Below are 14,355 nucleotides of genomic sequence, written 5' to 3'. Positions count from 1 at the left end.
AAATAATGAAAATTATTCTTGCATATTCAGGAGGACTCGACACTTCAGTTGCTATTAAGTGGTTAAAAGAAAATTACAATGCTCAAGTTGTTGCTTTTTGCGCTGACATTGGACAGGAAGAAAACTTTGATGAAATTGCTGAAAAAGCATTAAAAACAGGTGCATCAAATGTTTACATTGAAGATTTAAAAGAAGAATTCGTAAAAGAATACATATTTCCCATGTTAAGAGCAAATGCAGTATATGAAACAGGTTATCTTATGGGAACATCTATTGCAAGACCTCTTATAGCAAAAAAACAGATTGAAATTGCTATAAAAGAAAAGGCAGAAGCAGTAGCCCACGGAGCTACAGGTAAGGGAAATGATCAGGTAAGATTTGAATTAACATATTATGCTCTCAAACCTGACATAAAAGTAATTGCGCCATGGCGTGAATGGAAGTTTGACTCCCGTAGTTGTCTTATTGAATATGCCAAAGAGCACAACATTCCTGTTCAGGCTACAAAGGAGAAACCTTACAGTATTGATAAAAATCTTTTTCACATCAGTTATGAGGGAGGAATACTTGAAGATCCCTGGAGAGAGCCGCCAGAAGATATGTATTCCATGGTAGTCCCACCTGAAAAAGCTCCTGATAAACCAGTTTACATTGAAATAGACTATGAAGAAGGCAATCCTGTTGCATTAAATGGTGAAAGACTGTCAGGTGCAGAGCTATTTCAGAAACTCAATAAAATTGCTGGAGAAAATGGAATTGGAAGAGTGGATATTGTTGAAAACCGCTATGTGGGAATCAAGTCAAGAGGAGTCTATGAAACTCCTGCTGGAACAGTTTTGCACATTGCCCATAAAGCAATTGAATCAATAACAATGGACAGAGAATTGATGCATCTGAGGGATAGTCTCATTCCAAGATATGCAGAGCTTATCTATTACGGATACTGGTTTTCACCTGAAAGATTGGCTTTGCAAAAATTGATTGATGAAACACAGAAAAATGTCGCAGGTACAGTGAGACTCAAGCTCTACAAAGGTAATTGTATTGTTGCTGGAAGAAAATCACCCTACTGTCTTTATAGCAAGGAACTGGCAACTTTTGAAAAAGACCAGGTCTACAACCAAAAAGATGCTGAAGGATTTATAAAAATTAATGCACTGAGATTAAGAATGTTAAAAAATGTTTAGTGAAGAAACAAGATTCTGTCTTGCTTTAAATGAAATAAAAGATTTGGGACCTGTTCTTGTAAAAAGGCTTCTTATAAAATTTAACTCTGCAAAAAAGATTTTTAGTTCAAGCATTGAAGAACTTGCAGAAGTTGAAGGAATAGGTATAGAAAGAGCTAAAAGAATAAAAGAATTTAACAACTGGAATGAGATAGACAGAATAATGAAACTCTGCGAAAAAAGAGAAATAAAAGTTTACTCATTTAATGATGCCCAATATCCAGGACTTTTAAAGGAAATCTATGATCCACCTGTGGTTTTATTCTGCAAAGGAGAGATAAAACCTGAAGATCAAACTGGATTGGCAATTGTGGGTTCAAGAAAATTGAGTGAATATGGCAGGAGAGTAACAGAACAATTATCATCTGAGGCTGCCTTATATGGCATCACCATTGTAAGCGGACTTGCAAGAGGAATTGATTCAGTTGCTCACAAATCAGCTCTTTCTCAGGGTGGTAGAACCATTGCTGTTCTGGGAAGCGGAGTTTTATATATCTATCCACCGGAGAATAGAACACTGGCAGAGAAAATTATGCAAAATGGTGCGATTTTGAGTGAATTTTATCCAGAGGAAGGACCGAAAAAGGAGAACTTTCCAAAAAGAAACAGAATAATAAGTGGAATATCCATTGGCACAGTTGTTACAGAAGCTACAATAAACTCTGGTGCTTTGATAACTGCATCTTTCGCTTTGGAACAAGGAAGAGAGGTTTTTGCTGTTCCGGGAAACATTACATCAAAAAATTCCGAAGGCACAAATTATTTAATACAAAAAGGCGCAAAACTTGTTACAAAAATTGAAGACATACTTGAAGAAATCATGCAATTTATTCCATCATTAAAAAAGCAAAATAAAACTGAAACAGTTGAATTAGACAATGAAGAAAGAGCTATATTTGATATATTGGATGAACCATTGACAGCTGATGAGATTGTTTTAAGAACAGGTATAAATGTATCAAAAGTTCTTGAAATACTTCTCAAATTTGAAATAAATGGATTAATAAACAAAACAGAAGGTAAATATATCAGGAGGATTTAGATGAAGCTTCTTGATTTTCTTAGAGTTCTTGCAAGACAGCTTATTGATAATGATTACAATGAGGATAGTTTAAAGGACTTATCTCTTATGGACATTGATTTACATCAAATTAAAGAAGAGCTTAATTTTATTGAAGGAAGCGAACTTCTTGATCGTGAAGAAATTGACATGATTAGAGCTTTGCTTGCTTATTTATTAATGAAAGAAACAGACCTTCATGAAGATGATATATACAGCTTTATTTTCAGCAAAGGAAAACAGATAGTATGGAACTGAAAGGAAAAAACCTTATAATTGTTGAATCACCTGCAAAAGCAAAAACAATTAATAAAATTGTTGGAAAAGACTTTGAGGTAAAAGCATCTATTGGGCACATTAAAGATCTTCCAGAGGACAGGCTTGGCATTGACATTGAAAGAGGATTTCAACCTGAATACATTATAATTCCAGGTAAAGAAAAGCTGATTAAAGAGCTCAGAGAGTCTGCGAAAAAAGCTCAAAAAATTTTCATAGCTACAGACCCTGATAGAGAAGGAGAAGCCATAGCCTATCACATTGCAGAAGAAATAAAAGCACCTGATGAAAAAGTTTATAGAGCCATATTTCATGAAATTACACCGAATGCAGTAAAAGCAGCAATTGAAAATCCATCAAAGATAGATTTAAATAAGGTATATTCTCAACAGGCAAGAAGAATTCTTGACAGACTTGTGGGTTACAATCTGAGTCCAATGCTTTGGAAAAAAGTTAAGAAAGGATTAAGTGCTGGAAGAGTGCAATCCGTTGCTTTACGAATGGTTGTTGAGAGAGAAAAGGAGATTCTTAGATTTCAACCTGAGGATTACTGGACCATACATGGTAAATTTGAAGATGGCGGAAAACAACTGAAGGCAAATTTATATAAATATAAAGGCAAACTTGTTGTCGACAGAACAGATGAAAAAGCTAAATTTTTGATCACTGCAGAAGAGGATGCCAAGAGAATTCTTCAGGAACTTAAACAATTAAACTATACACTTACCAAAGTTGAAAAGAAAAGAAAAAAGAAAAATCCGCCTGAACCTTTCAGAACAGCAACGCTTCAGTCTGAGGCTTCTTCAGTGCTGGGTTTTTCTCCCAAGAAAACAATGATGATTGCTCAACAGTTATATGAAGGAATTGATATAGAAGGTAGCAGAGTTGGACTTATTACATATATGAGAACTGATTCCGTAAGAATTGCCGAGGAAGCAAAACAATGGGCAAAAAAAATTATTGAAAAAAACTTCGGTAAAGAATTCGTTGGCACAGATAAAAGCAAAAAAACAAAAAAAACAGCTACTCCAATACAGGATGCCCATGAATGCATAAGACCTACTTATCCTGATAAAGCACCTGAAGTGGTTAAAAAATATCTCACAAAGGAGCAGTATGCCCTGTATAAACTCATCTGGGATAGATTTCTCGCAAGTCAGATGGCAGAAGCAGTGATTGAGCAAACCACATACATAATTGAAGACACCATACAGTCTTCGGATGATTCAAAGTTTAATGTTCAAACTTCAATGAATATTGCACATTTCAGAGCAAGTGGTTCAGTTGTTGTTTTCCCAGGATTTCTCATTCTCTATAAAGATGAAGAAACTCAACAGGACAGTTTATTACCTTTGCTGGAAGAAAAAACCCCGTTAAAACTTATTGAAATTGAATCAGAACAACATACGACAGAGCCTCCACCAAGATATACAGAAGCAACCCTTGTTAAAGCTCTTGAAGAAAAAGGCATTGGCAGACCCTCTACTTATGCCACAATACTAAGTACAATTCAGGAAAGAGGTTATGTAAAAAAAATCAAGACAAGGCTTTATCCTACATATCTTGGTTTTGTTGTAAATGACCTGCTTGAAGAAAAGTTTCCTGATCTTATGGATTATAATTTTACTGCAAAAATGGAGGAACATCTTGATAAAATTTCTCTAAATGAAGTGAAATGGGATAAAGTCGTTGAAGAATTTTATAGAGAGTTTGAAAAAGACCTTGAAGAAGCTTTAAAAATTGGCAAAAGAACAAAACCAAAAGACATTAAGACAGAAGTAAAATGTGAAAAATGTGGTAAAGACATGGTTATAAGATGGAGCAAAGGCTTACCATTTTTAGCATGTTCTGGTTATCCTGCATGTAGAAACACCAAATCATTGAACAATAATAACAATGCCAATGAAATCAAAGCTACAGACAAAGTCTGTCCAGAATGCGGAGCTCTACTTGTCATTAGAAATGGTAAAAGAGGAGAATTTATTGCTTGCTCAAGATATCCACAATGTAAATATACTCAACCAATCACTGCTGAGATAAAATGCCCTGAATGTGGTGGAGACATTTTAAAAAAACAAACTAAAAAAGGGACAAGTTTTTGGGCTTGTTCCAATTATCCAGAATGTAAATTCACACTTCCCACTGAACCAGTTGCAGTGGAATGTCCAGAATGTAAGTTTCCGTATATGTTGAAAAAGAAAGACAAAAAGGGTGAAGAATTTTTAATTTGCCATAACAAAGCCTGTAAATGTAAAATAAAAATAAATGAAAACTCGGCTGGGACCGACCCTGCGCAACAGAAAGATGTGAACCCCGCCAGGTCCGGAAGGAAGCAACGGTAAACATTCTTTTCTGTGTGCCGCAGGAAGTCGGTCCCTTTTTAAGGATTAAAAATGGCATATCTTGGACTGGCAAGGAAATATAGACCTCAAAAATTCTCTGATCTTACAGGGCAAGAAGTGGTTGTAAAGATACTTGAAAATTCATTAAAAACAGGCAAAATTTCTCATGCCTATATTTTTTCAGGTCCTAAAGGAGTTGGTAAAACATCAACAGCAAGAATTCTTGCTAAAGCGCTAAACTGCACAGATTCTCAAAACAAACCCTGTGACGAATGTCCCTCCTGCACTGCTATAAAAGAAGGCAGGGCAATGAGTGTGATAGAAATAGATGCTGCATCTCATACTTCAGTGGAAAATATCAGAGATTTAAGAGAAAATATCAGGTATGCTTCAGCAGAAGGATTTTATAAGGTTTACATAATCGACGAAGCTCATATGCTCAGCCAATCAGCTTTTAATGCCTTTCTTAAAACATTGGAAGAACCACCTCCACATGTGGTATTTGTTCTGGCAACAACTGAGCCAAGAAAAATTCCTTTAACTGTTCTAAGCAGATGTCAGCATCTTCAATTCAGAAGAATTCCGGTTAATTTAATAAAACAGAGACTCCATTTTATTTGCAGGAAGGAAAACATAGATATCACAGAAGAAGCACTCTACACACTAAGCGTAAATGCTGAAGGAAGTATGAGAGATGCTTTAACAATGCTTGACCAGGTAACCTCATTCACAGATAAAGTAACGCAGGAGGATGTAAATTTATTAATTGGTGGAACTGATATAAAAATACTTTATGAGCTAACTGAATCCTTAATTGATGGTGATAAAGAAAAAATTGTCTTAAAAGTAGAAGAACTCAACAGCACTGGCACTGATTTCAAGCGGCTGACTAATGATTTAATCCAATTTTTAAGAAACACCCTTATCAGTAAAATTACAAAAAATTTCAAACTATACATAACTGAATCAGAGTCCGAATTAATTGAAAATCTGAGTAAAAAAACATCTGAAGAACATCTGGTGCTTCTGCTTAAGGAATTAATTAATTCTGAATTTGCAATAAAAAACTCCTTTTTTCCGAGAATTATTTTTGAAATAACCCTCCTTAAGCTCAGCTTTCTGTCTCACTTCAAAAATATTGATGAAGCCATAAAAGAGGTGAAAAAATTTTACACTTCTCAGGGAAATACAAAGCTTCAAACATCTTTAATTCAACCTATCAAGCATTCACCCGAGGAAGCAGAAACTTCTCATAAAATAACATCTCAGAGCAAGGAAGCAATCTGGCAAAAATTTCTTGAAAAACTTGAAACTCAGAATCATTTACTCGCCATGAAAATTAGGCATGCTAAAGTTAATTTTGAAAATGATGAAATCCAGTTGATTTACAACGGTGGTGCTTCTCTGTATGCTGACTCTGTGAAGGAAAATCTTACAGAAATTCAAAATTTGTTGAAAGAATCAGGATTTGATGGTAAGATAACTATAAAGACTCTGAAAGATTTAAGTACGCAGAAGTCAAGAGAAAATTTAACGGATGAAATAATTAATCATCCTCTTGTTAAAAAGACTCTACAACTTTTTGATGGAAGAATTTTTAATATAATACCCAAAAAAGGAGGAGAAGATGTCTAAGAAAATGTTTGGTGAGATAATGAGACAGGCACAAAAAATTCAGGAACAGATTCAGAAAAAACAAGAAGAAATAAAAAGAATGACAGTTGAAGCAACAGCAGGTGGAGGAATGGTTACTGCTCAAGCAAATGGAGCAGGAGAGATTATTTCAATAAAAATTGATAAAGAGGTTGTAAATCCTGATGATGTAGAAATGCTTGAAGATTTAATCCTTGCTGCTGTGAATGAAGCATTAAAAAGAGCCCATGAGCTTGCACAGGCTGAGATGGCTAAAGTTTCCATGCCTTTTAATCTTCCAGGAATGCCTGATTTAACCAGTCTTTTTGGTAAATTATGAGCAATCCCATAGAAAAACTCATTGATAATCTCTGCAAACTTCCAGGAATTGGTAGAAAGACTGCTCAGAGACTTGCTTTTTTTATAATGAGTATGCAGGAAAACGAAGCTACTGAGATTGCACAGGCAATTATAAATCTGAAAAAAAATGCTAAATACTGCCCAATCTGCTTTAACATAACAGAAAATGAAAAGTGCAACATATGTAGTAATCCTGAAAGAGACCATTCAATAATCTGTGTAGTGGAAGAACCAAGCAACATAATTTTATTTGAAAAAACTGGATATAAGGGGACATATCATGTTCTTGGAGGAAACATATCTCCTGTTGATGGATTAACTCCAGATAAATTGAAAATAAAAGAGCTTGAAGATAGAGTTAAAACAGGACAAATTCAGGAAGTAATAATTTCCACAAGCCCGCATACAAAAGGAGAACTTACAGCTCAATGGATTGCTGATCTCCTCAAAAAATACAACATAAAAATTACAAGAATTGCCTACGGACTTCCGATGGGTATTGACATTGAATTTGCAGATGAAGTAACATTGTCAAAGGCTTTAGAAGGAAGGAAGCCTCTGAATGTATGAAGAATTAAAAAAAAGAAGAATAGAATCAGGAAAAACACTGGAGGAAATTGCTGAAGAAACGAAAATCAAAAAATCTTACCTTCAGTTAATAGAAGAAGGCAAATTTGATGAATTACCCATTGAGTTATACACAAGAGCATATATTAAAACCTATGCTCAGAGTCTCGGAGTTGATGCTTCTCCGATCTTAAAGGATTATGACGAATATCTTAAATCAAAAAAACAGACTGTAACTCAGATTGCACCTGCAGCAGTTAAAGAATCTTCAGAGAAAAAGCTCACTTTTTTAAAAAAATTACCTAACTGGAGCATAACCGCAGGAATTATCTTTACTGTTATTCTTGTAACAATTTTACTTATCCAGTTTGAAAAAAAAGAACCTACCCTACCTCCTCCACCAGTAACCCGGCAAACAATGTCAGAAACACCAAAAGTTGAAGAAAAAATTGAAAAAACTGAACCGAAACAGGCACTCTCTACAGATAAACAAAAACTTGAAATTGAAGCTACCGATAAGGTTTGGATGAGAATTACAATAGATGATAAAGAAAAGAAAGAATTTCTTCTTAATCCAGGACAGAAGATACAACTTCAGGCTAATAAAGCTTTTAAACTTCACATAGGAAATGCTGGAGGAGTTAAAATTTTATTTAATGATAAAGAGCTTGGAAAACTTGGGCAGACAGGTCAGGTAGTATATCTTAATCTTCCGCAGGAGAAAGATTGAAAGGGGAAACTCTTTTAGAATTCATTAAAAAATCTGGAAAACCTTTAAGTTTCAAAGAAATATCAGATGCTTTTGGACTTAAAGCTTCAGAGAGAAAAAAATTAAAACACACCCTTAAAGAACTCCTTATACAGGGAAAAATCTTAAGAAACAGAAAAGGACTTTATTTACCTGTTAAAGAAGTAAAACTAATAACAGGTTTTTTTGAGGCTCATAGAAATGGATTTGGTTTTGTAATTCCCGACTCTCCCAAGGAAAAAGATGTATTCATACCTCCCCATGCCACGATGGGAGCAATGCATGGAGACAGAGTAGTTGCAAGGCTTGAACAGAGAAGAAAAAGAGAAGGAAGAATAATAAGAATTCTTGAAAGAGCTGTGAAAAGAATTGTGGGCGAAGTTGAGAGATCTGGTCCAATTTTTTATATTCAACCAAGAAAGAAAAACATAAATCAGCAGATTGTTATTGCTCCTGGAGATATTAAAGTTAAGCCAGGAGATATTGTTCTTGCTGAAATCACCACTTATCAAGCAATAAATAAACCTTTAGTTGCAAGAATACTTAAAGTTTTTGAAAAACCAAAATCTCCACGTGAAGACATTGAAATACTCACATATGAATATGAGTTACCCAAAAAGTTTCCCAAAGAGGTGGTTAATGTTGTAGAAGGGCTTTCCTTAAAGAGTGTTTCAAAAAGACAGTTTAAAAATAGAGTTGACCTCAGAGAACTTCCTACAGTAACCATAGATGGAGAAAATGCAAAAGATTTTGATGATGCTGTTTCTATAAAAAAAACGAAAAATGGTTTTATATTATGGGTTCATATTGCCGATGTAAGTCACTATGTAAAATGGAACTCTCCTGTAGACGTAGAAGCAAGACAGAGGGCAACCAGTGTTTATTTACCAGACAGAGTAATACCAATGCTTCCTCCAGCATTGAGTGAAAACCTGTGTAGTTTACTTCCAAAAACACCAAGGCTTACCTTTACAGTGGAAATGCATTTCAGCAAATCAGGCGAAAGAAAAGAAACTCTTTTTTATCCAAGTGTAATCCAAACCATAGAGAGAATGACCTATACTTCAGTTAAGAAAATCTTAGTTGATAGAGATCCTGAAGAAATAAAAAAATATAAAGCTCTTGTTCCTCATTTTGAAAAAATGGCTGAATTATGTGAAATACTTAAGAATAAAAGAAAAAAAAGAGGTAGTCTTGACTTTGACCTTCCTGAACCAGAAGTCTTGCTTGATATAAAAGGAGATCCTCAGGCAATAATTAAAGCTGAAAGGAATCTTGCTCATTTTATTATTGAAGAATTCATGATAGCAGCAAATGAAGCAGTTGCAGAGTTTCTATATTCTAAAAATATTCCATGTCTTTACCGTGTTCATGAAGAACCTGAATCCAATAAAATTCAATATCTTACAAGAATTATTAAAAATCTGGGGATTTTAAAGGAAGATTTAAAGCCTTCTGAGTTTCACGAATTTATTGAAGTTGTTAAAGGAACTCCCTATGAAGAAATAGTAAACTACTTAATCTTAAGAAGCTTAAAACAGGCTCGCTATAGTCCAGAAAATGTAGGGCATTTTGGATTGGCATCAGAATGCTATACCCATTTTACATCACCAATAAGAAGATATCCTGACCTCATTGTTCACAGAATTTTAAAAGAGTTTTTGCAAAAAGGAAAAATATCAAAAGAAAGGAAAAAAAAGCTTGAAGAGATTTTACCTGACATTGCTATACATAGCTCAAGAATGGAAAGAAAAGCTGATGATGTTGAAAGACAATCTATTCAGATTATGAGAGTGTGGTTTATGAAAGAGAAAGTTGGAGAAGAGTTTGATGGAAAGGTTACAATGGTTACACCTGAAGGTTTAAGAGTAAGGCTTGAGGAATATTATATTGAAGGATTTTTACCTGTCTCTTACATGACCGATGATTTTTATCAGTTTGACGACAAAAGATACTGTTTAACAGGATTGAAAAGAAAAAGAAAATTTACAATTGGGACTCCAATTCAAGTAAGAGTCTCAAAGGTGAGCATTGAGGACAGAGAAATAATTTTTGAGCTCCGTTAAATAAAACTTTTAAAGCCCTCTTTTTTCAAACCATTTAAAAAGGATAAGACTACCTATAGCAAATAAAATAATTATAATCCAATGATTTAAACCAAACAGCTGGGATAAAGTAATTTTTCCAAAATCACCCCATGACATGATATTATCCTGTAAGTACGGAAAAATTTCAGCAAAAATTGCTGCTCCTGTTATCATACCCAATATTCCCCAGAACGCATCCATTCTTCCTTCTGCAATGGCTGCAATTGAAGTACCAGGACAGTAACCAATAAGCCCCCACCCAAGACCAAAAATAAGCCCACCTGCAATGGCACTGCCCAGAATTGTTGTTCTTACAGAAAATGTAATTAATCCTAAATCACTTAAAAGATGTATTCCTATCATGGCAACAATTATATGTGAAAGCATAAATTTAACAATTGTCATATTTTTTAGTCTTAATGCTCCCAGTTGCATATCATATCTGATTACATGAGCCCTTTGAAGTAAAAATCCAAATAAAATCCCTGTAATGAGTCCATATATTAACGGTTTCATTTTTTACCTCCATAGAGTATTCTTGCACTAATTATTCCGCCTATAAAAAAGCAAATTATAGCAATATATCCTACAACTGCAAGCTGAACAGAACTGCTCAGCCCATGACCACTTGTTCAACCACCTGCAAGTCTTGCTCCAAATATTGCAATCATCCCCCCAAAAAATGCCACCACGGCTCGTTTAAAAGGGTTCTCTCCAAATCTATTTTTCCACATCTCTGGTACCCACCTAATATTAAAATCTTTTGAAATAACCGCAGCAATTAAAGAACCTATAAAAATTCCTGATAAAAACATAACCTGCCAGTCTATCTGAGGAGGAAAAGCTGAAAAATAATCCATTTCTTCTACTCTTTTTGGTAAAAACAAGCTCTCTATTGCACCTGCTATTCTTACAAAGGTTGTTGAGGCACCGAGAAAATGTCCAGCTATCCAAACAGAAAGAATTGATACAAGCCCACTTAAAGCCCCTGTTAAATAAGGATTCCATGCTTTGTTTGATGAACTCATCATATGCCCCCTTTTAAATTTTAAAGTACTCCACACTTTCATCAAGATTTTTTGCCTCTTCATAAAGCTTTTTTGACATTATCCTCACTGTTTCAATCATTTTTACTGTGCTGTCAATATTTATTTTTATTGTCTCCATATTCTGAGCAATCTCTTCACTTGTAGCAGATAATTCTTCAGTTGCCACAGCAATTCTCTGAATCATATCCATTGCTTTTTCTGTGGCATTTACAATTTCATCAAGAGCTCTCATTGCATCATTTGCAAGAGAAACCCCTCCTTCTGCCTGCTTACTGCTTTGATTCATTGCATTGACAGAGGCATCTGATTTTAACTGTATGTTTCTTATTTTCTCTGCAATCTCCTCTGTTGCCTTAGCAGTTCTCTCAGCAAGCTTTCTCACTTCATCAGCAACAACCGCAAAGCCCCTACCCTGCTCTCCTGCCCTTGCAGCCTCTATTGCTGCATTTAAAGCAAGAAGATTGGTCTGGTCAGCTATATCCTTTATGGTAAGTACTATCTCTCCAATCTCCTGAGAGCTCTGTCCGAGTTCTTCAATTGTTCCTGCAGCAGATTTAATAGATTTTGCGATTTCAATCATTGCATTTGCAGCCTTTTCTACAGCGTTTTTGCCTTTCTGTGCTGTCTCGTTTGCCTGCTTGGCAGAATCAGAAGCAGAAGCAGCATTTTTTGCAACATCAATTATTGTTTGAGATATCTCTGTTGATGCTGATGCCATGTGATCAATGCGGGAAAGCTGCTCACGGGAATTTTTCTCTAAATTATCAGACTCCTTTGAAAGTGAAGATACTATTGAATTTGTGTTTTTAACAACATTCCTTATTTTACCAATAGTTTCTCTCAGGCTTACTGTAATTCTCTGATATATGTCTCCGATGAGATCACATTTACGGGATTCTTCCTGTCTTAAGTCTCCCTGCTCAAGCTTTGTAAAACATCCAAGGGCAGAGGACATGTTCTTTTCATAGGATTTATAGGAATAATAAAGTAGCGCGCTCAAACCTGCAAGGGCAACAACAAGAATAACTGAATATATAATTGAGTTTCTCTTTCTAACAATATTGACTTCCTCATTTGTTTTTTCAAATTCTTTTTTGTTCCTATCTATTGCTTTTAAGATACTATCCTTAATCTCCCTCCATAACTTTGTTTCTTCAACAATTTTCTGCGCTGCTTCCTCTTTTTTACCTTCCACAGCCAGTTGCTGAATCTCCATTTTCTTTGAATGGTCTTGCTGCCAAATCTGAGCTACTCTTTCCATATCCTTCTTTATTTCTCCTGTAGAAAGCTTTATAGCTTCTTCATTTGCCTTCATAAAATCCTGATGCGCCTTTTGATAATTTTTCTTTGCGGTCTCATCCTTTGGATTTATGAATACATTTCTCGTAGCCTGCCCTGTCTGAAGTCCCTGTGAATACATTTCATTCAATGCAATCAGAAGCATTACATCCTGTTTTGTTAATTTCTCTATTCGTTTCTGAAATCCCTTTTCATTAAAGTAGGAAAGTATAAAAAGCCCTACAAGTGCAATCAAAATCATTATATTAATAAACTGAAGCAGTCGTTTAACATTCATTTTCTGTCACCTCCAATAAAATTTATTAATTATACCATAAAAAATTTTTTACATGATAATACCAGGAATTACTCCAGTAACCAATATTAATCCAGCATTTAGAGCTATTGCCACCTTCAGATTGGAAGGAATTAGATATTTAGACTGAATCTGCTCCTGTGCATTAGAGAAAAACATTTTTACAGCTATCCTGAGATAATAGTAAGCGGATAGTATGCTGAATAGTATTCCAATAACAGCTACCCAGATATAGCCAGAGTGAATTACTGATTTAAAAACTAAAAACTTAGCAATAAATCCTCCAAAAGGCGGAATTCCAGCAAGTGAGAAAAGAAAAGCAAGCATACAGAGAGATAAAGATGGATTAAGGAATGAAATCCCCCTGTATCCTTCAATAGATTCTCCATCTGGAAGAGCTAAAACAACTGCAAAAGCTCCAATATTCATGAACGCATAAATAATCATATAGAAAACTATTGAGTTCAATCCTTCCTGAGAACAGGCAATTACTGCCAGCATTACATAGCCAGCATGGGCAATGGAGGAATATGCAAGAAGTCTTTTTATGTTGTTTTGCCTTAAGGCAAGAATGTTTCCCGTTGCCATTGTAAGAAGAGCAACAAATACAAGGGAAGCAAGCCATAGTTGAGGAGAAAAACTGAAAGATTCAAAAATCACCCTTCCTAATGCTCCTAATGCTGCAGCCTTGGGACCAACAGACATAAAAGCCGTGATTGTTGTTGGTGCACCTTCATAAACATCTGGTGACCACTGATGAAAGGGAGCGCAACCTGCTTTAAAAGCAAGAGCTGTGATTATTGCCACTGTTCCGATGTAGTGATAAATTGTGATACCTGAATTATTCTTCAAAAAATCCGATATACCGTAAAAAGTGGTTGTTCCCGCTACTCCATAAATAGCTGCTATCCCAAAAAGAAATATGGCTGATGCAAAACTTCCCAGAACATAATACTTCAATGAAGCTTCATTGGACTTTAAATCAGAAATAATAAAACCTGAAAGAAGATATAAACAAAGTGACATAAACTCCACTGAAAGAAAAAGAGGAATGAGATCCCTTGAAGAAACAATAAGCATCATGGCAAGTGTGCTTAAAAGCATAAGAAGGGAGTATTCGTAAAAAATACTATCCTTGATTTTTTCATATCTCATGGAAATTAGTGTGCAAAGAAAAAGACTCAAAAGAAAAACTAACTTCAGGCTCTGACTGAAGTTGTCTGCGACAAACATATTTTTAAAAGCAGTGCCATCAGCTCTGAATAAAATAAAAGAGGTGATAAGTGAAATTGTCATTACCATGATGCCTGTTATCTGTCTATTTTTTATGAATAAGCCTATCACAAAGTAGATGAGGAAAAGTATGGTAAAAACTATCTCTGGCAAAAGGGGCAAATATTGAGCCATTCTATTA

12 protein-coding genes, 1 other RNA gene and 1 pseudogene are annotated in these 14,355 nt (G+C 35.0%); 10 read left to right on the top strand and 4 right to left on the bottom strand.

All coding sequences use genetic code 11. The annotated features are described in order from the left end of the window. Positions 1-5: 5 nt before the first annotated feature. From V4D30_RS02985 to rnr, 10 genes and pseudogenes are all read left to right on the top strand, one after another. Complete coding sequence (locus V4D30_RS02985) at positions 6-1,187, top strand: argininosuccinate synthase (protein WP_353684765.1); 1,182 nt, start codon at positions 6-8, stop codon at positions 1,185-1,187. Then, a complete protein-coding gene (gene dprA, locus V4D30_RS02980; RefSeq protein ID WP_353684764.1) occupies positions 1,180-2,268 on the top strand; it encodes a DNA-processing protein DprA in 1,089 nt (362 codons plus the stop codon). Before V4D30_RS02985 ends, dprA begins: the two co-directional genes overlap by 8 nt. After that, positions 2,269-2,544, top strand: a complete 276-nt coding sequence (locus V4D30_RS02975; protein ID WP_353684763.1) for a hypothetical protein — start codon at positions 2,269-2,271, stop codon at positions 2,542-2,544. Continuing rightward, a pseudogene (topA, locus tag V4D30_RS02970) lies at positions 2,535-4,700 on the top strand (type I DNA topoisomerase); the annotation flags it as partial. The gene V4D30_RS02975 and the pseudogene topA, both read left to right, overlap by 10 nt. Before the next feature lie 142 nt (positions 4,701-4,842). Beyond that, positions 4,843-4,941: signal recognition particle sRNA small type (gene ffs, locus V4D30_RS02965), an RNA gene on the top strand. Between the two features lie 14 nt (positions 4,942-4,955). Next, a complete protein-coding gene (gene dnaX, locus V4D30_RS02960) occupies positions 4,956-6,539 on the top strand; it encodes a DNA polymerase III subunit gamma/tau (RefSeq protein ID WP_353684762.1) in 1,584 nt (527 codons plus the stop codon). Next, a complete protein-coding gene (locus tag V4D30_RS02955; protein WP_353684761.1) occupies positions 6,532-6,876 on the top strand; it encodes a YbaB/EbfC family nucleoid-associated protein in 345 nt (114 codons plus the stop codon). The genes dnaX and V4D30_RS02955 overlap by 8 nt, the downstream gene beginning before the upstream one ends. After that, positions 6,873-7,466 (top strand): recombination mediator RecR, encoded by a 594-nt coding sequence (recR, locus tag V4D30_RS02950; RefSeq protein ID WP_353684760.1) that lies wholly within the window; start codon positions 6,873-6,875, stop codon positions 7,464-7,466. Before V4D30_RS02955 ends, recR begins: the two co-directional genes overlap by 4 nt. Then, positions 7,459-8,193, top strand: a complete 735-nt coding sequence (locus V4D30_RS02945; protein ID WP_353684759.1) for a RodZ domain-containing protein — start codon at positions 7,459-7,461, stop codon at positions 8,191-8,193. Before recR ends, V4D30_RS02945 begins: the two co-directional genes overlap by 8 nt. After that, entirely contained in the window at positions 8,190-10,277 is a 2,088-nt protein-coding gene (rnr, locus tag V4D30_RS02940) for a ribonuclease R (protein WP_353684758.1), read from the top strand. Before V4D30_RS02945 ends, rnr begins: the two co-directional genes overlap by 4 nt. A 9-nt stretch (positions 10,278-10,286) precedes the next feature. On the opposite strand, the gene V4D30_RS02935 is transcribed toward rnr, so the two are convergent. From V4D30_RS02935 to V4D30_RS02920, 4 genes are read right to left on the bottom strand one after another with little or no spacing between them, the layout of a single operon-like run. Then, positions 10,287-10,814: a DUF6691 family protein gene (locus V4D30_RS02935; RefSeq protein WP_353684757.1), complete on the bottom strand. Its 528-nt coding sequence runs from the start codon at positions 10,812-10,814 to the stop codon at positions 10,287-10,289. Next, positions 10,811-11,326 (bottom strand): YeeE/YedE thiosulfate transporter family protein, encoded by a 516-nt coding sequence (locus V4D30_RS02930; protein WP_353685150.1) that lies wholly within the window; start codon positions 11,324-11,326, stop codon positions 10,811-10,813. The genes V4D30_RS02935 and V4D30_RS02930 overlap by 4 nt, the downstream gene beginning before the upstream one ends. A gap of 13 nt (positions 11,327-11,339) precedes the next feature. Next, entirely contained in the window at positions 11,340-12,923 is a 1,584-nt protein-coding gene (locus tag V4D30_RS02925) for a methyl-accepting chemotaxis protein (RefSeq protein ID WP_353684756.1), read from the bottom strand. 48 nt (positions 12,924-12,971) lie between these two features. Further along, positions 12,972-14,348 carry an NADH-quinone oxidoreductase subunit N gene (locus tag V4D30_RS02920; protein ID WP_353684755.1) on the bottom strand — a complete coding sequence of 459 codons (1,377 nt, stop codon included), beginning with the start codon at positions 14,346-14,348 and terminating at the stop codon, positions 12,972-12,974. Between the last annotated feature and the right edge of the window lie 7 nt (positions 14,349-14,355).

This window comes from Thermodesulfovibrio sp. 3907-1M (assembly GCF_040450955.1).
In the GTDB taxonomy this organism is placed as follows: Bacteria; Nitrospirota; Thermodesulfovibrionia; order Thermodesulfovibrionales; family Thermodesulfovibrionaceae; genus Thermodesulfovibrio; species Thermodesulfovibrio autotrophicus.
The sequence above is the reverse complement of the archived record's forward strand: the minus strand, read 5'-3'. Positions and strand labels throughout refer to the sequence as shown.